Below are 23928 nucleotides of genomic sequence, written 5' to 3'. Positions count from 1 at the left end.
GCAGCCTGTCCTTCCCTGTTCGATGAATCGGAGATCGCGCCGATGACCTCGCAATATTCCGCGCAAATGGCACACCGTCGCGGCCTCACCTTCTGGGGGCAATGGTTGTGCGCAATGACCCTGGTCAATCTGTTGCTGATTGTTCTGGTCCACTGGCGCATCGGCGCCTTGCCCAGTGAATACCGGCTACTGATCATCCTCACGGTGCTCGGCTCGATGCCGGTCTACAGCCTCGTTCAGGTCTACCACAAACGTCATGGCCTGCTGGTCGGGCTCGGCCGTTTGCTGGCCGGCTGGCTGATTCTGCTCGGACTGCTGATGAGCATCGCCTTCGTCACCCAGACCAGCGCGTTGTTCTCCCGGCAGGTGGTGATTGTCTGGGCGGTGGTCGGTTTTCTCGCCCAGGCGGCGACGTTTCTGCCGCTGCATCTGTTCGTGCGCATGTACACCAAAATGATTTGCAACGAGCGCCGCGCGGTAATCATCGGCACCTGCCCGACCGCCCATGAACTGGCGCGCAAACTCCTCGACCCGGATCGCGCGTTACTGCTCGGGTTTGTCGCGGCGAAAGCCGACAGCGGCCCGGCGCCGAGCATTCTGCCGCTGCTCGGTGAAGTCGAGGACATCCGCGAAATCATCACGCGCTTGCAGGCGCGGCGGGTGTACATCGTGCTGCCGATGGCCGAGGCGGCGACGATCGAAGCGTTGTACATCAATCTGCTCGACATGAACGTCGACGTGGTGTGGATTCCGGATCTGGGCAGCATGGTCTTGCTCAATCATTCGATCTCCGAGATCGAGCGGATGCCGGCGATCTATCTCAACGAAAGCCTGCTCACCTCGCACCCCGGCAGCCTGTTCTGCAAGGACCTGTTTGAACGCAGCGTCGCTGCGGTGGCGCTGATTCTGCTCAGCCCGCTGCTGCTCGGCGTGGCCATCGCGGTCAAGCTGAGCTCGCCGGGGCCGGTGCTGTTCAAGCAGAACCGCCATGGCTGCGACGGCGAAGTGATCCGCGTGTGGAAGTTTCGTTCGATGCGCGTGCACAACGATCAGCAAGTGCGTCAGGCCACCCGCGACGACGACCGCGTCACACCGCTAGGACGCTTTCTGCGGCGCAGCTCCATCGATGAGCTGCCGCAACTGTTCAACGTGCTGTTCGGCCACATGGCGCTGGTCGGGCCGCGTCCGCACGCGGTCACCCACAACATCTATTACACCGGCAAGGTGCGCGCCTACATGGCACGGCATCGGCTCAAGCCTGGCATCACCGGTCTGGCGCAGATCACCGGGCACCGCGGCGAAACCGAGACCGTGGAAAAGATGCAGCGCCGGGTCGCTCAAGACCTCAATTACATCAATCAATGGTCGCTGTGGCTGGACATCAAGATCCTCCTGAAGACGCCCTTCACCCTGTTCTCGAAAAACATCTACTGACAGCGGCCAGCGCTCTGGCCCACCCCGCCACGCATGAGGTTTTCCCATGAATGTGAGTGTATTCGGTATCGGTTATGTCGGACTGGTCCAGGGCGCCGCGCTGGCCGAGGTCGGCCACAACGTGCTGTGTGTGGATGTCGACGCGGCCAAGGTGCAGGCCTTGAACGACGGCACTCTGCCCATCTACGAGCCGGGTCTGAAAAGCCTGGTGCGGGACAATCATCACAGCGGCCGTCTGCAATTCGGCAGTGATCTGGCCGCTGCGGTAAAGCACGGCGATGTGTTGCTGATCGCCGTCGGCACACCGCCGGACGAGGACGGCTCGGCGGATCTCAAACATGTGCTCAGCGTCGCCCGTACCATCGGCGAACACCTGCGCGGCGAGCAGATCATCGTCGACAAATCCACGGTGCCGGTGGGCACGGCGGACCGGGTGCGCGAATGCATCAGCGCCATCCTCGGCGAAAGCGGGCGTGGTGCACTGACCTTCGATGTGGTTTCCAACCCGGAATTTCTCAAGGAAGGTTGCGCGGTCGACGACTGCATGCGCCCCGACCGGATCATCATCGGCACCGACAGCCCGCGCGCCGAAGCGCTGATGCGCGAGCTCTACGAACCGTTCAATCGCAACCGCGAAAAAATCATCGTCATGGATGTGCGCAGCGCCGAACTGACCAAGTACGCCGCCAACTGCATGTTGGCGACCAAGATCAGTTTCATGAACGAGATGGCCGGGCTTGCCGAAAAGCTTGGCGCCGACATCGAAATGGTTCGCCATGGCATCGGCTCGGATCCGCGCATCGGCTACCAGTTCATCTACCCCGGCATCGGTTATGGCGGTTCGTGTTTTCCCAAGGATGTGCGTGCACTGATCCACGCCGCCCACGGCGTCGACATCGATGCGCGCCTGCTTCGCGCAGTCGAGTCGCGCAACAACGAGCAGAAAAGCACGCTGTTCCACAAGATCACCGAGCACTTCAACGGCGCGCTGGAAGGCAAAACCTTCGCGCTGTGGGGCCTGAGCTTCAAGCCCAATACCGACGACATGCGCGAGGCCCCCAGCCGCGTGTTGATGGAAGCGTTGTGGCGAGCCGGCGCCAGCGTGCAGGCGTTCGACCCGAAAGCCATGGAACAGGCGCAGCAGCTTTACGGCCCGCGCGATGACCTGACGCTGGCCGGCACCAAAGAGGCGGCGCTGAAAAATGCCGACGCGCTGGTGATCGTCACCGAGTGGCAAGCGTTTCGCGCGCCGGACTTCGAACTGCTCGCCCGCCAGCTTAAAAATCCGCTGATCTTCGATGGCCGCAATTTGTTCGATCCGCAACGCCTCAGCGCACGCGGTTTCACCTACATCAGCGTCGGCCGGCCAACCTGCGCCGCCCAAGCACAGGATCTCGCGTCATGATCCGCCTGGAACTGCTGGATCGTTATTCGCCAGCGCTGCTGGAATCCAACCGGGCCTTCTCCTTTCTCAACTTCGCCTCGATCGGCAGTTTCATCCGCCAGCCGCCGTCGTCGCTGGCGTATTTTTGCGACGGCATGCTGATGTCCGGGTTCATGTCGCGCATCACCGGGCGCGCGGTGCAGCGGGTCAGTTTCGATTTCACCTCGATTGCCGATCCGGTGTTGCGTGAATCCGAGCAGCGCGGCAAACGCGTCTACGTGGTCGGTGCGCGGCAGGCCGAGCTTGATCGTTTCGTTGACAAGCTCGGTATGCAGTACCCGCGCCTGCAACTGGTCGGCGCGCACAACGGTTACTTCGACGCCGAACAAGGTGCGGCAATTCAAGCTGACATCCGCCGACAACGCACCAACCTGCTGCTGGTCGGCCTTGGCGCCGGTCTGCAGGAGCGCTTTATCCTCGAAGCACTGCGCGGTGGTTTCAGCGGCGTGGCGTTCACCTGCGGCGGTTTCATTCGTCAGGAGGCCAATGCCAGCGAGCGTTACTACCCCGACGCCATCAACCGCCTGCACCTGCGCGCCTTCTACCGCATGTACCGCGAGCCGCACACGATCAAGCGCTACCTGCTCGACTACCCGAGCAATGCCCTGCGCCTGACCGAACTGATTCTGCGCCAGCAAGTGGCAATCAATGTCACTGCCCCATGAGGATTGTGCCGATGCATATTCTGTTCACGCTCAAGGATTACCAGACTGGCGGCGGCGTCGAGTGCGTGCAGCAACGCCTCGCCGAGCAGTTTCTGGCGGACGGCCGGCGGGTGAGTTTTTTCGTCATGAACGGCGACTCGCCCAACGTCGACGGCGCGCCGAGCATGGCCGGTGGCGGCAGTGGGCTCGCGGGCTGGCTGAAATCGATCGTGCTGCTGCGCCGGCTGATCCGCCGTGAGGGCGTGACGCATCTGATTGGCGCCAAGGAGCAGGCCAACCTCTGCACCTGGTTCGCCACCCTGGGCAGTGCCTGCAAAGTCATCTACACCCGCCACGCCGCGCTGGATTGCGCCGAACAGAACACCGGGCGCGCCAGCCTGCGTCTGTTGTACGCGCTGTACCTGTGCGGCAGCGGCAAGGTGGTCGCGGTGTCCCACGGTCTGCGCCAGTCCCTTGCCGGGTTGATGCCGTGGGGCCAGCCGCGCATCCGTTATTGCCCGAACGCGGTGATCAGCGAGCAACTGTTGCGCGCGGCACAGGCGCCGTTGCCCGGTGGCGTGCCCCATCATTATTGGCTGGGTGTCGGCCGGCTAGCGGAAACCAAGGGCTTCGCGCTGCTGCTCGACGCCTACGCCCTGGCGGCGCAACAACGCACGCTGCCCTATCTGGTAATTGCCGGCGACGGGCCGTTACGCGCAGCGCTTGAAGCGCAGACACAACGGCTGGGCATCGAACGCCTGGTGCATTTCACCGGGCATCTGCGCAATCCCTATCCGCTGATCCGCCATGCGCAGTTGTTGGTGCTCAGCTCATTGCACGAAGGTTTGCCGACGGTACTGGTCGAGGCGCTGGCGCTGGGTACGCCGGTGATCTCCACCGATTGCGGCAGCGGTCCGCGCGAGTTGCTCGACGATGGACGCCTCGGGCGTTTGGTCAAGGTCAACGATGTGCCAGCCCTGGCCGAGGCGCTGCTCGACAGTCTGGCCAGCCGCGAACCCGAGCCGCCGCCCCGACGCTCAGTCAGCGACGCGATCCTGCCCTATACCAGCCAGTACGCCGCGCAGGCTTATTACCAGGTGTGGAACCGATGAAAAAGCTGCTGATCATTCTCCAGGACCTCGGCGCCGGCGGCGCGGAGAAAATGATGGTGCGCCTCGCCGGTGCCTTGGTTGAGGCCGGCAACGAAGTCACGCTGCTGATGCTCACCGGTGCCGGCATCAATCAGCCGGCGCTCGACCCACGAGTCAGACAAGTGCTGCTCGACAGTCCGCGCAGCGCGGCGGCTGTGCCGGCACTGACACGGTTTTTACGCAGCAATCAGTACGACGCGCAACTGGCTGCCCTCACCCACGTCAACGTCGTGGCGATTGCCGCCGCCGCGCTGTCCGGGACGCTGGCGCGGCTGCATGTCAGCGAGCGCAATGCCTTTTCGCGGGACAAACACGTCAACCCGGCATTGTCGGTCAAGCTCGCCTACTGGCTGGCGCCGTGGCTGTACCGGCTGATTCCCAACCCGGTGATCTGCGTGTCACAAGGCGTCGCCGAGGATCTGGTCGACACCACCATCGCCCGTGCGCGCGATGTGACGACCGCTGACAACCCGGTGCTCGACAACGATTTTCGTGACAAACCCGCCGCCGCGCCCAGCCATCCCTGGCTCAAGGCCAAAACCACTCCGGTGATCGTCGCTGTAGGACGCCTGGCGCAGCAAAAAGGCTTCGACACTTTGATCGACGCCTTCGCCCGCCTGCCGCAAGGCAATGCGCGGCTGATCATCTTCGGCGAAGGCGCCCTGCGCGGCGAACTGCTGGCCCAAGCGACAGCGCTCGGCGTCGCAGAGCGTTGCGATCTACCGGGATACGCCAGTGACCCTATCGCCGAGATTGCCCGAGCGGACTGTTTCGTCCTGTCGTCGCGTTTCGAGGGCAGCCCCAACGCGTTGGTCGAAGCCCTGTCGACCGGCACGCCGGTCGTGGCGACCCGCTGCCCGTACGGCCCGCAGGAAATCCTCGCAGATGGCGCCGTCGCCCCCTTGGTCGAGGTGGACGATCCGGCCGCCCTCGCCAGCGCAATCAGCGCACAAATGGCCGCGCCACGAGCCCTGCATCGCCAGCGGCGGATTGATGCCGCCGCGCGCTTCGTCAGCGGCCGCGCGGTGCAGACCTACCTCAAGGCGTTACTCGGGAGGCGCTGAGATGAACCGCCTGCAAGTGCGTTATTCGACACTGGCCGACGCCTTCACCTTGTTTGGCGTGCTGTTCTATACGCAAGTGATCGGCTTCTTTCTGCGCCTGGGGAATGTGAGCACGCTGGACGATGCCCAGCAGGATCTGGAAGGCAATCTGGCCAATCAGGTCTGCGGCTTGCTGACGTTGCTGGTGCCGCTCTTCTTCTTCATTCGCCACAAAGTGTTCCTCAGCAAGAGTTTCTACCGGCAGAACCTGTTTTTGCTGTTGTTTCTCGGCTGCGTGGCGGCGTCGATCAGTTGGTCGAGCGAGCCGATGCTCAGTTTCAAGCGTTTCGTTGCGCTGCTCAGCGTGGTGTTTTTTGCCGGTTTTATCGCTTGGCGCTACAGCATCGAGCGGATCGCTTTTCTGTTTGGCTGCGTGATCGGTGCAGCGGCGCTAGTCGGGTTGATCTTCGCCGTGATTCGCCCGGACATCGCCTTTATTTCCGGCGGCATCCGTGACGGGGCCTTTCGCGGGGTGTTCGCGGAAAAGAACGCTGGCGCACGCCTGAACGCGATTGCGATCCTGTTGCTGCTGCCGATGATCCGCCAGCGCAACCCGCTGGCCATGCTGTATGGGCTGTTCGCGCTGATCGCCATCGGTCTGGCGCAGTCAGCCACGGCGATTGCGCTGATCGTCGCCGGCACCGCCAGTTACGCCTACTTCATCACGCTGATCCGGCTGCGCATCAACCGCTCACTGCTGGCCTTCACCGCCGCCACGCTGGTGTTCTTCCTCTTGTGTGGGGTGCTTTACGCCAACTACGCCATGCTGCTGGAACTGGTCGGCCGCGACCCGTCACTCACTGACCGCACGTTGATCTGGGAGCTGTTGCAGCCGCTGATCGATGCGCAATTTCTCAAGGGCTATGGTTTCGGCGCGTTCTGGGCCAGTGCCGATGCAGATGCGTTCATTACGCGCTGGGGCTACATCGGCAACGCGCACAGCGGCTACGTCGAAACCCTGCTCAATGGCGGCCTGATTCAGTTGATCGCCCTGCTGCTGATGTTTGCCCAGGCCCTGAGCAAGCGCTATCGCGCAATCACCGCAGATCAGTCCGCGCGCTATCAGGCCTGTGCGCTGGTGATCATCGGCCTGTTCGTCGTTACCAATTACGTCGCCTACGTGATCCCCAACTATCGCTCGGGTGAGTTCCTGATTTTCTGCGTGCTCAGCCTGACCTTCCGCCACCACCTCGTCGCCCGTCCGCAGCCGCTGCCAGCGGCGAATGCTCGGCCAATGCGCGGCACTTTCCGGGAACAACGCCCATGCTGAATGATCCCTCGGCCGTCACCGTGTGCGTGGTGGTTCCGCTGTACAACGCCGCCGCCAGCATTCAACGCACACTGGACTCGGTGTGCGCACAGACCCGCCCGCCGGACAAAGTCATTGTCGTTGATGACGGTTCCAGCGATGCCGGGCCAGAGATCGTCAGGCAGTACGCCGCGCCCTTCCCCATCGTGCTGTTGCAGCAGCCCAACCAAGGCCCGGCCAGTGCACGCAATCGCGGCGTGTTCAGCGCCGAAGAAACCTTTATCGCTTTCCTTGATGCCGACGACCGCTGGCATCCGGAAAAACTGCAAAAACAACTGGCACTGCACGCGGAATTGACCCGACAGGGACGCAAAGTCGGTTTGATCGATTGCTTTCAGATGAGCGAATTCAGTGATGGCAAACGCCAATTGGAGGATCGCTGTAAACACGGCGAGCACTTTGCCGACTTCATGCGCGAGAACATCATCAACGGCACCTCCGGCGTACTCGCCCTGCGCGAGATCATCGTCGCCATTGGCGGCTTCGATCAGAGCCTGCGCTTCGCTGAAGATCGCCTGTTGTGGACGCGCATCGCGGAAATCAGCGAGATCCACAGCGTGCCGCAGATTCTGCACTGGCGCGCCGTCAATGCCGCCAACATCACCGCGCAACCGCACAAGTATTACCCGCACAAGCTGCGCTTCATCCAGCTGTACCTGGCGCGTTACGGCACCCGGCTGAACCAGCAGCAGCGGATCTATTTCGTCCTCGCCAATCACGCGGAATTTCTCAATGCCTTTTCCCGGCGCGGCGATCATCGCCGGGTCATCGAGGTGTTCCGGCAGATGCTCGGGCATTCGTGGCAGACGCTGTTGTTCTCCCGGGGCAAACCGACCCTGCGCTACCTCTACGCCTGCTTCAAAAGTCTGGGCAACAGCCGCTGAATTTCAGGGATCGCGCCATGGCCAACCGTCGCCTGATGACCCTCGCATGGATTTTCACCGAGAAGTTCGGCCTGATCTTTCTGTCGATGATTACCTTTGTCGTCTACGCGCATCTGCTGACGCCGACTGAGCTGGGCATCGGCACGCTGATCATCGCCGTGGTCGAAGTGGTCGGCATTCTGTTCTCGTCGATGCTGGAAGACCCGCTGGTGCGCCTGCAGCGGATGGAAGACAAACACATCAGCAGCGTGTTCTGGTTTGCGGTGCTGGTCAGCCTGCTATCGATCGCGTTGATTTCGCTGGCGGTCGTGCTCTATACGCCGTCCACCGCGCTGCGCTGGATGACCGCTGTGGCCTCGGTGAAAATCCTTTTCACCCTGATGGCGCGGGTGTATGTGGCACAGATGCGCCGCAGCGGCAATTTCAAGCTGCTGGCCTCGCGCACCTTGCTCGGCAAAGTGGCTGGCGGGGTTGGCGGCGTGGCTGTTGCGCTGCTGGGTTTCGGCCCGTGGGCGGTGGTTGCCCAAGCGCTGATCATGGACGGCGTTTCCACGCTGGTGCTGATGCGCAGCGAACGTCGGCGCATTCCCTTGCTGATCGACCGCCAGGTGCTGGGCGAACTGCTGCGCTCCGGTCTGCCGGTCTGCGTCAACGTGATGAGTTCGCAAACCCTGCAACGCGGCGTCAATCTGATTCTTGGCCTGACTGCCGGGGCGCACGCGGTGGGCATGTTCAATCTGGCCATGCGCATCATCGATCTGCCGCGCTCGGCGATCTACAACGGCTTGATGAGTTACGCCTTGCCGGTGTTCGCCCGGCGCAGTGCCGAACCGGCGCGGCTGATCGGGATGATTGGCGATTCCACGGCGATCAGCGGCTTCGTGCTCACGCCGCTGTTCTTCGGCATCGCCCTGACCGCCGAAGACATCATCCTGCTGATCTTCGGCGCGAAATGGGCCGACGCGATTCCCTTGCTGCAAGTGCTCGCCTGCACGGCGGCGCTGGGCAATCTGGCGCTGTATGCAACCACTGCGCTGGTGGCGGTCAATCGCACGCACTTGACCCTCAAGGCGGAAGTTGCCACCACCCTGCTCGCGCTGGCGCTGGTCTATTTGCTTGGCGCGACCTACGGCGGCATGGCGGCGGCGCTGGCATTGCTGCTGCGCATGCTGCTGATCACGCCGTTGCAGGTACGCGGCCTGCACGCCGCGATCGGTTACGACTGGCGCAGCTTCTTTCAGTCCAGTTACCGCAGCCTGCTTGCCTCTTCCGTGATGGTCGTCGTGGTGATGTGGCTGTCGCGGCAGACCGGCCTGTCCGGTTATGCGCACCTGGCCGGCGACATTGCCATCGGCACGCTGACCTATGCCTTGGCCTACAGCCTGCTGCACCCGCGCTGGCCGCAAGAATTCAAGTTGGTGTTCACCGCCCGCTGAGCCGGATTTCCTCGCAATGGAGCACGTCGTCATGCGCAAAACCACGTTGATCACGGGCGGTGCCGGCTACATCGGTTCGCACACGGCATTGCAACTGATCGAAGCCGGACACTCGGTGCTGATCCTCGACAATCTGTGCAACAGCAGCCGCGAAGCAGTCGCACGGCTGGAGCTGTTGAGTCATTCGCACGTCGATTTCATCGAGGGCGATATCCGCGACGCAGCGCTGCTGGAAGAGATTTTCAGCACCTACGCGATCGACGCGGTGCTGCATTTCGCCGGGCTCAAAGCGGTTGCGCAAAGCGTGCGCCGGCCGATGGATTACTACGCCAACAATGTGTTCGGCACGCTGAACCTGTGTCAGGTGATGGCCCGCGCCCACGTGTTCAATCTGGTGTTCAGTTCCTCGGCGACGGTGTACGGCGAGCCGGCCCGCATGCCCATCGTCGAAGAGCACGGCACCGGCAAACCGGTTAATCCCTACGGGCGCTCGAAGTTGATGATCGAAGAATTGCTCAGCGACCTTGCCCTCGCGGATGCGCGCTGGAACATCGCCGTGCTGCGGTACTTCAACCCGATCGGCGCGCACCAAAGCGGATTGATCGGTGAAGCGCCCAATGGACGGCCGAACAATCTGCTGCCGTGCCTGACCGAGGTTGCCAGCGGCCAGCGCGCTGCGTTGACCGTTTACGGCAACGACTATCCAACAGTCGACGGCACCTGTATTCGCGATTACATCCATGTGCTGGATCTGGCCGAAGGTCATCTCAAGGCGCTACAGGTTTTGCAGGACGACGAGCATGGCCTGCACGTGTGGAATCTCGGCAGCGGCACCGGCTACAGCGTATTGCAGATCATCAGCGCCTTCGAAGACGTCACCGGCCTGCGCATTCCCTACCGCTTCGCCCCACGCCGCGCCGGAGATATCGCCGAGTGCCGCGCCGACGCGAGCAAGGCCGGGCGCGAGCTGGGCTGGCGGGCACAACGCGAGCTGACGCAAATGCTCATCGACAGCTGGCGCTGGCAGACCAGCAACCCATGGGGCTACCGCCCGCAACCGGCGCCGCTGCTGGCGGTGGGTAGCTGAACCGGCGCACATCCATGTTAGGGACGACTCATGAACAGATCACGATGCTTGCTGTTTGTCTTGCTGCTGCTGAGCGCTGGCGCCCGCGCCAATATTCCCCAACCGGTGGCTGACGGACTGTGCTGTGGCTGGACGGCAATGATCCCGCCTCGATGACTCTGGAGGGGCAAAACCAGGTCGTGCGCTGGCTGGATAAATCCGGCAAGGGCAATGACGTCACCGTCGACAATCGCGCGGCGACGACATTGCCCACGCGCGTCGACAACGCCCTCAACGGCCACGGCGTGGTGCGCTTCAGCGGCACAGCGGCATTCATGGGCCAGGCGATTCGCACGAGCAAAGGCCCGGTGACGGTGTTCGTCGTCTCGCGGCGCTTGCCCGAGCAGGCCGGCGGCAAGGCCTGGCAGCGCCTGTTCAGCTCGCGGCCGCAACTGGCGGACAACGACAACGTCGCACCGAATTTCGGCATCAGTGTGCAGCAGACCACCGCCTACGAGCCGGCGCTGGCGTTGCTGGAAACCAGTGACGTGCCGATCGGCCCGTTCGCGGTGGCGCGCAATGTGGTGGGCACCTCGGAAATCCTCCGCGGTGACATCGCCGAAGTACTGGTTTATGACCGCCCATTCAGCAGCCAGGAAGAACGCCGCAACGTGTTCGAGTATCTGGCGCAAAAGTGGGCGGTCGCCATTCCGCAACAGGTCGATGCCTGGACTCGCGTCGGCCCATTAGGCCCGACCCCGACGCACGTTACGCCCGACCTGCCGTTATCGGACCAGGCCAATGCCGGCGGTTGGAAACGCGATACGCGGCTGTCCGACGAATTCAACGGCAGCGCCCTCGATGCCGAACGCTGGCACGTCAACAACGCCACCGGCACCGATTCCCTCGGGCGCAAACCGGCGCTGTTTTTGCCGGAGAACGCCAAGGTCGGCAACGGCAATCTGAACATCACTTTCCGCAAACAGACCTTGCCGGAAAAATACCTAGCCCTGGGCTATAAGGATTACAGCTCGGCGATGGTGCGTACCCATGAACGGGGCATGTACGGCTATTACGAAGCCCGGGCGAAGCCGATGAACTCTGCCGGCTCCAGTGCGTTCTGGCTGGCGTGGACCGGGCTTCCGGACAACGCCACGGAAATCGACATCTTCGAAATCGGCGGCAAAACCCGCAACGAAGCGTTCGACCGCCGGTACAACATGAACGCCCATGTCTGGGCCAGACCGCAGAATGATCAACACCTGAGTTCCGGCAGCACGTGGAATGCCCCTTGGCGGCTGGCCAGTACCTTTCATGTCTACGGTTTCGACTGGCAACCCGAGACCTTGCGCTGGTACGTCGACGGCGTATTGGTCCGGGAGGCGAAGAACAGCTACTGGCATTTCCCGATGCAAATCGTCTTCGACAGCGAAGCGATGTGGGACTGGTTCGGCGTGGTCGACGATGCTGACCTGCCGTCGGTGTTTCGCATCGATTACGTGCGGGTCTGGACGCGCTCAGCGCAGTAGTGCTGTGTTCAACGGTTTTGTACCCTCGCTTGCATCCGCCACCGCGCGCGGAAAACTCCCTGACGCTCGCGCAGTTCTTCCGGCGTGCCGTCCTGCACTAACTCGCCTCTCTCCAAGCGCCATCCCCCGCCCCTCGATACCCGCAAACATCACTCGATCCTGCTCGCAAAGGTTGACGTGCGCCAAGCCAACCGAGCGGCTGCCCTCGCCCTTTGCTCTACCATCCATCGGCTGTGTTGGAAAATCATCAAACCCAAGTGCAAGTCCGTTATCAGAATCGATAACCACTCCAGCAACAGACATCCTCGAGGACACTCATGGCTAATGATCCCTCCAACTCCGATCGCATCTGGTCCAGACCGGAGCATGCGGTCGAGACAACCTTTCCTGCCAGCAATCCGATTTCACCGTGAGTCTTGACCGGCGCAGCCTCAATCTTGTCGCGGCAGCGTTCGCGCTGACGGCGTTGTCCTATGGCCTGGCGCGCTTCGCCTATGGACTGCTGCTGCCGCAGATTCGTCAGGATCTGACGCTCAGCGTGACCGCTGCCGGCTGGATCGGTGGCAGTGCGTTCGCCGCTTACTGTGTGGGCATCGTTGCGACGTTTGTCTGCAATGGCAAAATCAGTCCGCGCGGGTTGACGGTGATGGCCGGTGCAGCGGCCACGCTGGGGATGGGCCTGGTGGTTGTGGCCTCGTCGGGGCTGACGTTGGGCTGTGGTGTGGCGCTGGCGGGATTGAGCACGGGTCTGACTTCGCCGCCATTGGCCAGCGCGGTGGCAGCGCGTCTTGATGATGCGGATCGCCCGCGGGCCAATGGTTTTATCAATGCCGGGACAGCGGCGGGAATCGTTTTTTCCGGTTTTGCGGCGATATTGGCGGCCGGGCAATGGCGCCAGCTGTATGCCCTGTTTGCCTTGATCGGCATCGGCGTTACGCTCTGGCTCTGGTTTGCGGTACCGCGCCGGGTCGAGCGTGACGTCGCGCAGAACTTCTCGCTGGCAATGCTGCGTCGACCCGGCGTACTGCCTTTGTGCGCCAGTGCATTCCTGATGGGGTTGGCGAGCACGGCGATCTGGACATTCGGCGCCGATATTTTGCGCAGTAAGGCTGGTTTCTCCGATCAGGCGATTGCGTGGGCGTGGATCGTATTGGGCGCTGCGGGAATCAGCGGCTGCATGACCGGCGTGCTCACTGGCCGCTTCGGTGTCGCACGCATGCAGCATCTGGCGCTTGCCGTGATCGCGCTCGGGACATTGGGCCTTTCTGCCGCATCAGTTTCCGCCGGATCGGGCCTCGCCGCGATGTGCCTGTTTGGCGCGGCCTACATCGTTTCTTCAGGCGTTTATCTGCTGCAAGGCATTCGTTTGTTGCCGGACCGCCCGGACCTGGGACTGGGCATTCCGTTTCTGCTTCTGGCGCTCGGTCAGACCGCTGGCACGCCGGTTTTCGGCGCTGTGCTGGAGGCTGCCGGCGTAATCGTTGCCCTTTGTGTTTTCGCGGCGGCCGCATGCGCCGCTATGGTGCTGTGCCCAAGAGATGGTGAAAGTCCGCGCAGACAGATGTGCCAATCCACCGAAGGCTTGGGTCGCTAATGATTTTTATCGTCAGGAGTACAAACCATGGCCGTAAACATCAGCAATCTCACCCTCTCCACCCCGGTACCCGTCTCGGCAACCAATCCGGTGGCACTGGAACTCAACGGCGCCGAGGCCATTGCGCAGTTCCCGAGCATCGTCACGGTGCTGCCCGACGGATCCCTGCAACTGTCCGCGCCGACCAAAGGCGCCTCGAGCAAGAGCACTCACCGCACCCGCTGCGAATGGAAAGAATCCTTTTATTGGTCGCTGAGCAGCGCCGCTGACCACCTCAACTATCAGGAAATGACCGTGACCAAGGTCAACTCTGCGCAGAAAGTCGTTATCTCGCAGATGCATGTGAAAAACGACGACAGCCCCGCCATCAAGGTGTTCTGGCAGAAAGGCAACATCACCATGGGCTTCCGCCAGAGTTTCAACCAGCCCACCCCGGTCAACACCACGGTGCTCAAGGGCGTACCGCTGGGCGCGAAATTCAAGGTGACCATTCGCGCCAACTCTGCCGGCGTGGCCCGCGTCACCGTCGACTACAACGGCGTTGTCGGAACATCAGGTGATTTGCAGCTCGACTCAACCTGGAATTCGCAGGTGTTCAATTTCCACGGAGGGGTCTACAACCAGATCGACTACACCGACGCCACGCCGCCAGAGGATGGCTCGATCTGCATCATCAGTGACTTGTTGATTTCGCATACTTAGGGGCGCATACGCACAAGGGCCTGCGTAGCTTTCGCTGGCAGGCCCTTGTGCAGGTCCAGACGCCAATTACGACGCGTCGATCCAGATGGTTTTCAGTTCAGTGTATTGGTCGTGCGCCCAAATCGACTTGTCACGTCCACCGAATCCCGATTCCTTGTAACCGCCGAACGGCGTCGAGGCATCGCCTTCGCCGAAGCAGTTGACCGTGACGATCCCCGCGCGAATGCCGCGTGACAACTTCAGCGCGTTGCGCAGGTTGCCGGTGTAGGCCGAAGCAGCCAGGCCATAGGCGGTGTCGTTGGCCAGAGCGATGGCTTCATCGACCGTGTGAAAGGTGGTGACGCTCAGCACCGGGCCGAAGATCTCCTCTTGGAACAGGCGACTGTCGGGGTTTACGCCATCGACGATGGTCGGCTCGACGAAGATATCGTGGCGAGTCTGGCCGCCCACCAAAAAGCTGAGATGCTCGTCGCGGGCGATATCGAGATACAAACGCACCTTGTCGAAATGCGCCTTGCTGATCATCGAGCCCAAACGGTTCTCCGGGTCCAGCGGGTCACCCATTTTCCAGTCGCCGAGCTGCGCCTGAACGCGCTGCAAGAGTTCGTCCTTGATGTCGGCGTGGACGATCAGGCGCGATGAGGCTGAGCAGTTCTCGCCCATGTTCCAGAACGCGCCATTGACCACATGCTGCGCGACCACATCGATGTCTTCGACATCGTTCATGACCACCGCCGGATTCTTGCCGCCGCACTCGAGCACGATGCGTTTCAGGTTGGATTCGCTGGAGTATTTGAGGAACAGCCGGCCGGTGTCGGTCGAGCCGGTGAAGCTGACCATTGCCACATCGGGATGACGCCCCAGCGGCTCGCCCGCCTCCTTGCCGCCGCCGGGCACGACGTTGAACACACCGGCAGGAATACCCGCCTGATGCGCCAGTTCGGCGACACGCAAGGTGCTCAGGGTGGTTTCCTTGGCCGGTTTGACCACGATCGAACAGCCTGCGGCCAGTGACGGGCCGATCTTCCAGGCGAGCATCAGCAGCGGGAAATTCCATGGCAACACCAGCCCGACCACGCCGATCGGCTCGCGCACGACCATGGTCACCGCGCCGGAACCGACCGGCGCCGTGGCGTCGTAAATCTTGTCGATCAGCTCGGCGTGCCAGCGCAGGGTATGGATGGTTTCCGGCACGTCGATGGTCTGGCACTCACGAATTGGCTTGCCACTGTCCAGGCTTTCCAGCACCGCCAGTTCATGAGCGTTGTCTTCCAGCAATTGGGCAAAGCGCAGCAACAGCGACTTGCGCGCCGACGGTGCGAGTGACTGCCAGCGGCCGTCATCAAACGCTGCTTTCGCTGCTGCAACGGCCTGGTCGATATCGTCGGCATCACACGCGGCAATCTCGGTCAGCACCTGCTCGGTGGCGGGATTGGTCGTGGTGAACGTCTTGCCGGACTTTGCCGGACAAAAACGCCCATTGATAAAAGCCTGATAGCGAAATTCCAGCTGCCCCGCCAGTTCACGGTATTGCTCTTTACTCAGCAGATCTGCCATTTCAAGCCTCCTCGACAATGCGCGCGACGTTCTTCTGCAGGGTTTCGATGACGTTTTTCAGTTGCTCTCTCTCGGCGGGCTCCAGCGCTTGCAAAGGTGCGCGTACACCGCCGGCACGCAGGCCGCTGAGTTCGCTGCCATGCTTGATCGACTGCACGAACTTGCCGCTCTCGAGGACGTCCATGAGCGGCAACATCGCCGACATGATCCGCCGGCCCTTGTCGAAGTTCTTTTCCAGTACGCAGGCTTCGTACAGCGCAATGTGTTCACGCGGGATGAAGTTGGAACCAGCGCAGACCCAGCTGCGTGCGCCCCAGGCAAAGAACTCCAGCGCCTGATCATCCCAGCCGCAGGACAACTGGATCTGCGGGTGCGAGTGAGCCAGACGATGCAGCCGTGCGGTCTCGCCCGAACTTTCCTTGATCGCGGCGATGTTCTTGCAATCGGCAATGGCAGCGAAGAATTCATCGCCCATCGCTACGCCCATCCGCGACGGATAGTTGTAAAGCATGATCGGCAGACCGGCGGCCTTGTCCACTGCGAGCACATGGGCGGCAATCTCTTTCTGCGTCGGCAAGGCATACGGCGGCGAGCCGACCAGAATCGCGTCTGCTTGCAGTGCCTTGGCCTTCTCGGCGAAGTACACCGAATCTTCGGTACGAATGCCGCCAGTGCCAACCACCAGTGGCAAGCGCCCGCGAATCACCTCTTTCGCGCGCTGGGCCACGGCGACCCGCTCCTCCGCGGTGTGCGCGTAATACTCGCCGGTCGAACCGCCGATCACGATGCCGTGCACCCCGGACTCGATCAGGTATTCGATTACTTCGGAGAACGCCGCATAGTCGATCTGGCCATCGGCGGACAACGGGGTAATGGCCGGGGTAAAGATTCCATCAAAGTTCATCGCGTTTTCTCCAGGGTTCAATATTCAGGATTTCGGGCTTCAGGTAATTCAGCTTTCTCTGCCGGCGCGGTACTGCCCCCACTTGAGGTTCATGTTCACCCCCAGCGATAGGAACGGTTCTGGCGGGTTGCTGTTGGGACCGGGGGTTTGCAGGAGGAAATCGATCAGCCCGTCGCGTTGGCCTGCCAGCCAGTCGGCCAGCAACTTTCCAGTGACAGTGCCGCGAGTGACACCGAGGCCGTTGCAGCCCAGCGCGCCGTAGACGTTGTGCGCCAGCTCACCGAAAAAGCCGTTGTGATTGCGCGACATCGCCAGCGCGCCGCCCCAGGTGTAGTCGAACGTGACGTTGGGCAGCATCGGGAAACGCTGGTCGAACGACGCCTTGTGCCGGCGCACGAAACGCTCGTTGTATTTGCGGTTGCTGCGGCCATCGGGGTTAAAGGTGAAGCTGTTGCGGATCAGCAAGCGGTTGTCCGGCGTGCGGCGCACCGTGGTGCCGAACGGATCAGCGGGAATGGCGCCCCAGAACGGTTTGCCACCCAAGCGCGTCTGCTCTTCCTCGGTCAGCGGCCGGGTGATGCTGGCGTAGGTGTAGATCGGCAACATGCGCCCTTGGAGGAAACCGAAACGCATTCCGAAGGAATTGTTCGCCAGAATCAGTTTGTCGGCCGTGATGCTGCCGTGGGCATGTTTAAGAACCGTCCTGGCGCCGTACTCGACTTCGAGAATCGGCGTGCGCTCATACAGCGTGACGTTGGCAGGCAGATTGTCGGCCAGGCCTTTGACCAGCCCGGATGGCTGCAGCAACACCGCGCCCGGCGTGAACAATGCCTTGCGGTAGAAATGCGTGCCCAGATGTTCAGGCAACTCATCGGCGTCGATCATTTGAAACGGCTGATCGAGTTTCTCCAGACCGCGACGATAAGCATCAAGCACGGCGATACCGCGATTCTCCACGGCAGCCTGATATTTGCCGCACGCCTTCATCTGACAGTCGATGCGGTACTGATCGACCAGATCACGCAGGATCGACTGCCCGGCCAGATTGAGTTTCAGACTGGTGCGCGCCAGTGCAATGTCACCGATGTAATCATCGGCGCCGATATCGTGCGGCAGGTCAATGGCAAAACCGGCATTGCGCCCCGATGGCCCTAATCCAACTTCCTGTGCTTCGACCAGTACTACTTCGTCATCGGGAAAATTCAACGCCAGTTGCCGCGCACAGGCGAGTCCGGTGAAACCGGCGCCGATGATCACCCACCGCGCCGAGCGCTGCCCACGGTGCGCAGGCTCGGGGCTACGCGGTTTGCTCAGATGAAACCAGCCACAACTGTCATCATCGGCGGGTAATGAACTGACTTTCATAGTGTTGAACCGTTAATCGTTGAAGTTGCAAAACGCACGCGGCACAAAGCGAACGCACGCAGTGGCGTTGATCGGAAACTGGTAAAACCGTGACTGGTAAAACCGTCAGTTCGCGCGGCTGATTCAGTAGCTGGCGGCTAAGGCATAGCGCCCGTGGCTGGCAGAGTCGCTAGCGTAGTGGTAATCCCTGAACGTCATCGGCGGTAAGCCGAACAGATCCTTGAAGCGCTTGTAGAAGTGCGGATAACTGACAAATCCGGTCGCCAGTGCCACGTCTGTCATCGAGCGATCACTTTGCACGATCAATTGCCGTGCGCGGGTCAGGCGCAACTCCAGGTAATAGCGATTGGGCGCAGCGTTCAAATAGCGCGCGAACCGGCGTTCCAATTGTCGGCGCGACACTCCGACGTGACTGGCGATGGCATCGATTTCCATCGGTTCCTCGATGTTGTTTTCCATCAGGTCGATGGCGATGTTCAGCGGCTTGGGAATCGCTGCAGGCCGAACACCGTCGGCAGCTCCCGCAGGTTTGCCCTGTGCCGGCTGATGGACCCGTCTGATTTCATCGAGCAGCGCCACATCGTTGTGCGAACCCAGTCCTTGCATGATCGCCAGGGTCATATCCAGTGCCGCATGAGCGTTGGCACAAGTGGCTCGGCGCTGAGCGACGATGAATTCACGGCTGGAGGCTTTCAACTGTGGGAAGTACTCGCTGAGCAAACCGCAGCTGTCGCGGTGACAGGCGAATTCCTCAGCGCCGAGCAATCCCGCATCAGCCAGGTAGAACGCTGCATTCCAGCACCCGGCGACAATGCCCTTGCCAGCGGTTTTCTTCAGCACTCGGCGCAGCAGCGGTTGCGGCGCCAAGCGGACGCGCTGACCGCCGATCACAATCAGCGCGTCATGGTTGAAGCCCTCTGCGACCAGTCGTTGCGAATCGACCGGCACGCCAATATCGCTTTCGACACGTCCGCCCTTGAGCGACCAGGTCGAGACGGTGTACAGCGTTTCGCCATTGATGAGGTTGCCGGTAACCAGCGCGTCCATCGCCGTGGACAGGGTCGTCAGGGAGAAATTCTCAAGTAATACGAAGGCCACTCGCACCACTCGGGCCTGTCCGGCCACCGACGCGGACTGGCGAAAGCCGATGTTCTGCTGCTTCAACGGACTCTGAAAGGTTTCCATCTTCGCCTCACTCACTCGCCGTTCACTGACACCTGCGATCGCAACGTTAGCGACGGGCTGAGCCGCCGCCAAGCGCGGTCGAACCGATTACTTCGCCGCCGCGCGTGCGTCGCTCAACCAACCGTCATAAGCCTGCTGATTGGCCTTGATCCATTCAGCGGCGTGACGCTTGATGTCGGCGAGGGATTTTTCACCCTTTTGCATGCGCAGGTTCTGTTCGCTTTCCGCGCTGGTCGGAATGCTGACCTCGGAGAGGAATTTGCGCGCCACCGGGTTCTTCTCGGCGAATTCCTTGTTCATCACGGCATTGACTGTGTCTACCGGGAAACCGAGGTTCTTGCCGTCATGGAAGGTGTCTTTGCTTTCCTTGCCGTCTGGCAGCGAGGTGAACGGCACTGGCAACCAGACCACATCGCGTCCTTCCACCAGCACGCCGGCAATCCACTGGGGTACCCAAGTGAAGAACAGCACTGGTTTACCCTGTTGAAAGCGCGCGATGGTGTCGGCCATCAAGGCGAAATACGAGCCGCGGTTATCCACCACGGTCGGACCGAGACCATAGGCCTTCATGTGATGTTCGATCATGATTTCGCAGCCCCAGCCCGGGTTGCAGCCGGTCAGGTCGGCCTTGCCATCGCCGTTGCTGTCGAACAGTTTGGCGATCTCCGGCTTTTTCAGATCGGACAGGTCCTTGATCTGGTAAGCCTCGGCGGTTTTCTTGTCGATCATGTAGCCCTGCAGCACGCCTTTCATGACCTGCCCGACCTTGACCATCACGTCATCGCCGCCCGCCTTTTCATAAAATGCCTGGTGCAGGATTTCCCATTCATGCACGGTGAAATCCGCATCGCCGTAGGACAGCGCGAGAAACATCGCCGGGTAGTCGACCTCTTTGGGCGCTTTCACTTCGTAGCCCAATTCCTTGAGGCCGGCGATCACCACCTCACCGCGAAAACGCTCTTCGGCGATGCTCGGGAAAATCGGCGTGATCGACACACCGGCGCCCGGTTTGTTGGCATCGGCTGCGTAGACTGCCGAGCACAACAGAGTGCCGAACAACGAAGCCATCAGGCCTTTCTTGAAAGTTGTCAGTTTCATGTTTCACCACGCTTGAAAGTGTTTATGGGTGAGCAGGCAAATTCAGTTGGTCACGGGAAGTGCAACGGTTTTCTTTTTTTTCAGTTTCATCAGCAGCCCTACCGGGCCGGTGTCGTACCAGCGCTGACCGGTAGCCAGATCGCTGCTGCGTTCGCCCATGGCTTGGGTCAATCGGTCGAGAAACACCGCCAGCAACACCAGACCGGCGCCGCCGACACTGGCCAGGCCCATGTCGAGGCGGCCGATGCCGCTCAACACCATCAGACCGAGACCACCCACCGAGATCATCGAGGCAACCACCACCATCGACAGCGACAACATCAAAGTCTGGTTGAGCCCGGCCATCATCGTTGGCGCCGCCAGCGGCAATTGCACCTTCAGCAGCATCTGCGTGGCCGTGCAGCCGAACGCCCGCGCCGCCTCGACCTTGTCGGCGGGCACCTGCCGGATGCCGAGGTTGGTCAGCCGCACCAGCGGCGCGACGGAAAAGATGATGGTGACGATCACCCCGGGTACGTTGCCAATGCCGAACAGCATGACCACCGGCACCAGGTACACGAATGCCGGCAGCGTCTGCATGGCGTCGAGAACCGGGCGGATGATCATTTCGGTGCGATCACTGCGCGCACAGAAGATGCCCAGCGGGATGCCGATGACCGCGCAGAACAATAGCGATGTCAGCACCAGAGCCAGGGTGACCATCGCGTCGTTCCACACGCCGATCAGGCCGAGGCCGGTGAGCGTGGCGACACTGAAAATGGCGATTCGTTTGCCGCCGATCTGCCAACTGATCAGTCCGGCAATGATGATGAAGACGGTGGGAGGTACCGACAGCAGGCTCCACTGCACGCCGTCCAGGACCTGGTCGACCGGCCAGCGAATCGAGCGGAACACTTCACGAAAGTTGCTGACCAGATATTTAAGCGCGGTTTCGACCCACGAACCCAAAGGAATGTTGATGCTCTGGAAAGGATCCAGAATATTGAAATCTGACATGGTGCTACCTCGCCCGCAGAAACTGCTTTATCAATTCTGACTGTTCGGAGTTCAGCTGTTACTTAGGCAGCTCAGTAAGTGCCCTTGGGAAATCGAACCTTTATAAAGTCCAACTTCATCGACCACCGGCATTGGAGTTGCCGACGCGGCAACAATATGAAAGATGTCTCGCAACGAGGCCTCAGCCTTGATCGTTACTTGACTGCCCGGCAGATAAACAACATTCGAATCCTGCTGGGCGATATCCCCGGCCTTCAATATTCGACTGGTGTCGAAACCATTGAAGAAGTCGCGCACATATTTATTCACCGGGTTGCACAGCAGTTCACGCGGAGTGCCGATCTGCACCACGCGTCCGCCTTCCATGATCGCGATGCGATGGCCGATGCGCACCGCTTCTTCAATGTCGTGGGAGATGAAAATGATCGTGCGATCCTGCTCGGCCTGAAGTTTGATCAGCTCGCCCTGCATCTCGCTGCGGATCATCGGGTCGAGCGCGGAGAAAGCTTCGTCCATCAGCAGAATGGCGGGGTCGTTGGCCAAGGCGCGGGCCAGGCCTACACGCTGCTGCATGCCGCCGGAGAGTTGATGGGGAAAGCTGAATTCCTGGCCGGACAGCCCGACCTGCTCGAGGGCGCCCATGGCCCGGCAGTAGCGTTCTTTCTCGCTGACACCGCTGATTTTCAGACCGAAACTGACGTTATCGATGACGCTCATGTGCGGCATCAGGGCGAACGACTGGAAGACCATGCCCATGTCCTTGCGCCGCACTTGCAGCAGATCCTTGTCGCCCAGGCCGGTAATTTCCTTGCCGTTGAGAAAGATCTTGCCGGAGGTCGGTTCGATCAACCGGTTGAACAAGCGGACCATGGTCGATTTGCCGGAGCCGGACAAACCCATGATCACAAAGATTTCGCCTCGGCGAACGGAAAAGTTGGCATCGAATACACCAATGGCCTGACCGGTCTTTTTGAATACTTCAGCTTTCGAGGCGCCCTCTTCAATCATCTTCATGGCCAGCACTGGCTGGCTGCCGAAGACTTTGAAAACATTCTTTACGCAGATGATCTCGTCGGAACTTGTCATACCATGCCTCCTTCGCGTCGCACTTCGATCACTTTAAACGGCAAGTAATCAAGCGAAACTGTGTTTAAACGGCAGAGGTAATGAATAAATGTCTTCACGACGGTTTCCTTTTATTATTTTTGGGTGCCCAGGAAAGAAGGGATGTTGCAAATCTATTAGCATCACCGCGCTTAATCCAACTACATTTACAGGGACAATTTGATAACGTCGGGTTATCGGTTGCGGGATCGGGCGTTGCTGATCCAAAGCCTTCGCACCGTGAGCGACCGGGTCTATTCCCAAAGCGACGCTGGCGTGGCCTTGCGAGGAGCGTTCCGTTACCCTCCACGCGCTTCGTTGGGGAGCTGTATCGTTAGGAGAGTGTACGAATGACCAAGCATGTCGACCCTGACACCATCCTGCTGAAAATGCCGTCCTTGAGGGCTGTGAAGGCATTTGTCGCCGCCGCCAAATACGAAAGCTTCACCCGTGCCGCCGAGGCGTTGTGCGTTTCGCAAGCGGCGATCAGCCGGCAGATCCGCGAGCTGGAAAGCTACCTGGGCGCGCAACTGTTTACCCGGGTGGGTCGTGCGGTAGAACTGACCGCTGCCGGTGCGGTGTTCTTTGATGCCGCGCAACTGTCGTTCGTCAACATCGCCCAGGCCGCCGAACGGATTCGCAACAGCCAGTCGAGCAAGAAAGTGCTGACCGTCTGCTGCTCCCCGGCCTTTTCCGCGCTGTGGTTATCAGATCACCTGCAGGAGTTCTTCGCTCAGTGTCCTGACATTGAACTGAACCTGATCACCACGCAGAACTTTCTGACCATGGAACCCGGCGTGCAGCCGGACATCTTCATCACCAAGATTTCGCGCATCCGCGAAGGCTATAGAAGCTATCCGCTTTGCCACGACGTGATCTACCCGGTGTGCACGCCGCAGTATCTGGAGCAGCATCCGGAGATTTCCACCATCGAGGGCGTGCGCGATTCGGCGCTGCTCAACCTCAGCCCTTACGGCCGTTCGCAAGTCGCCGAACACGTCGACTGGGGCGTGTGGCTGGCGTTTCAGGCAATCGATATCGACGACCGCCCGGCCAACAGTCCACAGATTTTCAACGCCAACGACTACAACCTGCTGATCAGCATGGTGCTGACTCATCAAGGCATCGCTCTGGGCTGGAATCACCTGGTCACGTCGCTGGTGCAGCGAGGCTTACTGGTGCGACCGATTGAGCAGCAGGTACAGCTGCGCAACAGTTGGCACTATTTGAGCTGCCGCGAAAATTCGGACAATGAAGACGAATTGCAGCGCTTCCGTGAATGGATTCTGGGGAAGTTTCCCCGCCGTTGATCTGCTCTGCGCCAGCGTCGGTCGTTTTGGTTATCAATAGCGCGACGAAAATGTCGCTGGAGCAGCCTGCCGTCCCTGACCCATTGTTGAGCGACGCCGACCAAGCACGGTCG

At 60.9% G+C, this 23928-nt stretch carries 20 protein-coding genes; 13 read left to right on the top strand and 7 right to left on the bottom strand.

The annotated features are described in order from the left end of the window. Nucleotides 1-42 precede the first annotated feature (42 nt). The 12 genes from PSH90_RS12665 (at nucleotide 43) to PSH90_RS12610 (ending at nucleotide 14296) form a co-directional block, all read left to right on the top strand. Nucleotides 43-1434: an undecaprenyl-phosphate glucose phosphotransferase gene (locus PSH90_RS12665; protein ID WP_252878098.1), complete on the top strand. Its 1392-nt coding sequence runs from the start codon at nucleotides 43-45 to the stop codon at nucleotides 1432-1434. A 46-nt stretch (nucleotides 1435-1480) separates the two neighbouring features. Beyond that, a complete protein-coding gene (locus tag PSH90_RS12660; protein ID WP_236168960.1) occupies nucleotides 1481-2839 on the top strand; it encodes a UDP-glucose/GDP-mannose dehydrogenase family protein in 1359 nt (452 codons plus the stop codon). Beyond that, the gene (locus PSH90_RS12655) at nucleotides 2836-3543 is read left to right on the top strand and encodes a WecB/TagA/CpsF family glycosyltransferase (protein WP_305383007.1); all 708 of its coding nucleotides are present in this window, start codon (nucleotides 2836-2838) and stop codon (nucleotides 3541-3543) included. The genes PSH90_RS12660 and PSH90_RS12655 overlap by 4 nt, the downstream gene beginning before the upstream one ends. 11 nt (nucleotides 3544-3554) lie before the next feature. Continuing rightward, nucleotides 3555-4634, top strand: coding sequence for a glycosyltransferase (locus PSH90_RS12650; RefSeq protein WP_236168962.1), 1080 nt, complete (start codon nucleotides 3555-3557; stop codon nucleotides 4632-4634). Then, a complete protein-coding gene (locus PSH90_RS12645) occupies nucleotides 4631-5737 on the top strand; it encodes a glycosyltransferase (RefSeq protein ID WP_056785623.1) in 1107 nt (368 codons plus the stop codon). Before PSH90_RS12650 ends, PSH90_RS12645 begins: the two co-directional genes overlap by 4 nt. Nucleotide 5738: 1 nt before the next feature. Next, entirely contained in the window at nucleotides 5739-7046 is a 1308-nt protein-coding gene (locus PSH90_RS12640) for an O-antigen ligase (RefSeq protein ID WP_305383006.1), read from the top strand. Next, on the top strand, nucleotides 7040-7969 hold the full coding sequence (locus PSH90_RS12635; RefSeq protein WP_305383005.1) for a glycosyltransferase family 2 protein: 930 nt from the start codon (nucleotides 7040-7042) through the stop codon (nucleotides 7967-7969). The genes PSH90_RS12640 and PSH90_RS12635 overlap by 7 nt, the downstream gene beginning before the upstream one ends. A 17-nt stretch (nucleotides 7970-7986) precedes the next feature. Next, complete coding sequence (locus PSH90_RS12630) at nucleotides 7987-9405, top strand: oligosaccharide flippase family protein (RefSeq protein ID WP_305383003.1); 1419 nt, start codon at nucleotides 7987-7989, stop codon at nucleotides 9403-9405. A gap of 31 nt (nucleotides 9406-9436) precedes the next feature. Then, the gene (gene galE / locus PSH90_RS12625) at nucleotides 9437-10492 is read left to right on the top strand and encodes a UDP-glucose 4-epimerase GalE (protein ID WP_305383002.1); all 1056 of its coding nucleotides are present in this window, start codon (nucleotides 9437-9439) and stop codon (nucleotides 10490-10492) included. 152 nt (nucleotides 10493-10644) lie between these two features. Continuing rightward, complete coding sequence (locus tag PSH90_RS12620; RefSeq protein WP_305383001.1) at nucleotides 10645-12000, top strand: family 16 glycosylhydrolase; 1356 nt, start codon at nucleotides 10645-10647, stop codon at nucleotides 11998-12000. Nucleotides 12001-12409: 409 nt separating this feature from the next. Beyond that, complete coding sequence (locus PSH90_RS12615) at nucleotides 12410-13594, top strand: MFS transporter (protein ID WP_056785604.1); 1185 nt, start codon at nucleotides 12410-12412, stop codon at nucleotides 13592-13594. 27 nt (nucleotides 13595-13621) lie between these two features. Further along, nucleotides 13622-14296: a polysaccharide lyase family 7 protein gene (locus PSH90_RS12610; protein WP_305383000.1), complete on the top strand. Its 675-nt coding sequence runs from the start codon at nucleotides 13622-13624 to the stop codon at nucleotides 14294-14296. Between the two features lie 66 nt (nucleotides 14297-14362). Here PSH90_RS12610 and PSH90_RS12605 read toward each other — a convergent pair whose 3' ends face one another. The 7 genes from PSH90_RS12605 to PSH90_RS12575 form a co-directional block, all read right to left on the bottom strand. Further along, nucleotides 14363-15853, bottom strand: coding sequence for an aldehyde dehydrogenase (locus PSH90_RS12605; RefSeq protein WP_305382999.1), 1491 nt, complete (start codon nucleotides 15851-15853; stop codon nucleotides 14363-14365). A gap of 1 nt (nucleotide 15854) precedes the next feature. Beyond that, nucleotides 15855-16757, bottom strand: a complete 903-nt coding sequence (locus PSH90_RS12600) for a dihydrodipicolinate synthase family protein (protein ID WP_252878087.1) — start codon at nucleotides 16755-16757, stop codon at nucleotides 15855-15857. Between the two features lie 48 nt (nucleotides 16758-16805). Further along, complete coding sequence (locus PSH90_RS12595) at nucleotides 16806-18122, bottom strand: FAD-binding oxidoreductase (RefSeq protein WP_305382998.1); 1317 nt, start codon at nucleotides 18120-18122, stop codon at nucleotides 16806-16808. A 123-nt stretch (nucleotides 18123-18245) separates the two neighbouring features. Further along, complete coding sequence (locus PSH90_RS12590) at nucleotides 18246-19307, bottom strand: GlxA family transcriptional regulator (protein ID WP_252878085.1); 1062 nt, start codon at nucleotides 19305-19307, stop codon at nucleotides 18246-18248. Between the two features lie 87 nt (nucleotides 19308-19394). Continuing rightward, on the bottom strand, nucleotides 19395-20375 hold the full coding sequence (gene proX, locus PSH90_RS12585) for a glycine betaine/L-proline ABC transporter substrate-binding protein ProX (protein ID WP_370695137.1): 981 nt from the start codon (nucleotides 20373-20375) through the stop codon (nucleotides 19395-19397). Nucleotides 20376-20447: 72 nt separating this feature from the next. Continuing rightward, the gene (gene proW / locus PSH90_RS12580) at nucleotides 20448-21401 is read right to left on the bottom strand and encodes a glycine betaine/L-proline ABC transporter permease ProW (protein WP_252887859.1); all 954 of its coding nucleotides are present in this window, start codon (nucleotides 21399-21401) and stop codon (nucleotides 20448-20450) included. A 51-nt stretch (nucleotides 21402-21452) separates the two neighbouring features. Beyond that, on the bottom strand, nucleotides 21453-22487 hold the full coding sequence (locus tag PSH90_RS12575; RefSeq protein WP_305382996.1) for a glycine betaine/L-proline ABC transporter ATP-binding protein: 1035 nt from the start codon (nucleotides 22485-22487) through the stop codon (nucleotides 21453-21455). Between the two features lie 368 nt (nucleotides 22488-22855). Here PSH90_RS12575 and PSH90_RS12570 point away from each other — a divergent pair, with 368 nt between their 5' ends. Beyond that, nucleotides 22856-23815, top strand: coding sequence for a LysR family transcriptional regulator (locus PSH90_RS12570; protein WP_122610472.1), 960 nt, complete (start codon nucleotides 22856-22858; stop codon nucleotides 23813-23815). The last annotated feature ends 113 nt before the right edge of the window (nucleotides 23816-23928 follow it).

The organism is Pseudomonas sp. FP1762 (assembly GCF_030687105.1).
Lineage (GTDB): Bacteria > Pseudomonadota > Gammaproteobacteria > Pseudomonadales > Pseudomonadaceae > Aquipseudomonas > Aquipseudomonas siliginis.
Note: the sequence above shows the minus strand (reverse complement) of the source record. Positions and strands in the feature narration are given on the sequence as shown.

Bases quoted from the DNA above. Each gene is read 5' to 3' on its own strand.
- PSH90_RS12665 (WP_252878098.1), top strand. From the start codon at position 43: ATGACCTCGCAATATTCCGCGCAAATGGCACACCGTCGCGGCCTCACC.
- PSH90_RS12660 (WP_236168960.1), top strand. From the start codon at position 1,481: ATGAATGTGAGTGTATTCGGTATCGGTTATGTCGGACTGGTCCAGGGC.
- PSH90_RS12655 (WP_305383007.1), top strand. From the start codon at position 2,836: ATGATCCGCCTGGAACTGCTGGATCGTTATTCGCCAGCGCTGCTGGAA.
- PSH90_RS12650 (WP_236168962.1), top strand. From the start codon at position 3,555: ATGCATATTCTGTTCACGCTCAAGGATTACCAGACTGGCGGCGGCGTC.
- PSH90_RS12645 (WP_056785623.1), top strand. From the start codon at position 4,631: ATGAAAAAGCTGCTGATCATTCTCCAGGACCTCGGCGCCGGCGGCGCG.
- PSH90_RS12640 (WP_305383006.1), top strand. From the start codon at position 5,739: ATGAACCGCCTGCAAGTGCGTTATTCGACACTGGCCGACGCCTTCACC.
- PSH90_RS12635 (WP_305383005.1), top strand. From the start codon at position 7,040: ATGCTGAATGATCCCTCGGCCGTCACCGTGTGCGTGGTGGTTCCGCTG.
- PSH90_RS12630 (WP_305383003.1), top strand. From the start codon at position 7,987: ATGGCCAACCGTCGCCTGATGACCCTCGCATGGATTTTCACCGAGAAG.
- galE (WP_305383002.1), top strand. From the start codon at position 9,437: ATGCGCAAAACCACGTTGATCACGGGCGGTGCCGGCTACATCGGTTCG.
- PSH90_RS12620 (WP_305383001.1), top strand. From the start codon at position 10,645: ATGACTCTGGAGGGGCAAAACCAGGTCGTGCGCTGGCTGGATAAATCC.
- PSH90_RS12610 (WP_305383000.1), top strand. From the start codon at position 13,622: ATGGCCGTAAACATCAGCAATCTCACCCTCTCCACCCCGGTACCCGTC.
- PSH90_RS12605 (WP_305382999.1), bottom strand. From the start codon at position 15,853: ATGGCAGATCTGCTGAGTAAAGAGCAATACCGTGAACTGGCGGGGCAG.
- PSH90_RS12600 (WP_252878087.1), bottom strand. From the start codon at position 16,757: ATGAACTTTGATGGAATCTTTACCCCGGCCATTACCCCGTTGTCCGCC.
- PSH90_RS12595 (WP_305382998.1), bottom strand. From the start codon at position 18,122: ATGAAAGTCAGTTCATTACCCGCCGATGATGACAGTTGTGGCTGGTTT.
- PSH90_RS12590 (WP_252878085.1), bottom strand. From the start codon at position 19,307: ATGGAAACCTTTCAGAGTCCGTTGAAGCAGCAGAACATCGGCTTTCGC.
- proX (WP_370695137.1), bottom strand. From the start codon at position 20,375: ATGGCTTCGTTGTTCGGCACTCTGTTGTGCTCGGCAGTCTACGCAGCC.
- proW (WP_252887859.1), bottom strand. From the start codon at position 21,401: ATGTCAGATTTCAATATTCTGGATCCTTTCCAGAGCATCAACATTCCT.
- PSH90_RS12575 (WP_305382996.1), bottom strand. From the start codon at position 22,487: ATGACAAGTTCCGACGAGATCATCTGCGTAAAGAATGTTTTCAAAGTC.
- PSH90_RS12570 (WP_122610472.1), top strand. From the start codon at position 22,856: ATGACCAAGCATGTCGACCCTGACACCATCCTGCTGAAAATGCCGTCC.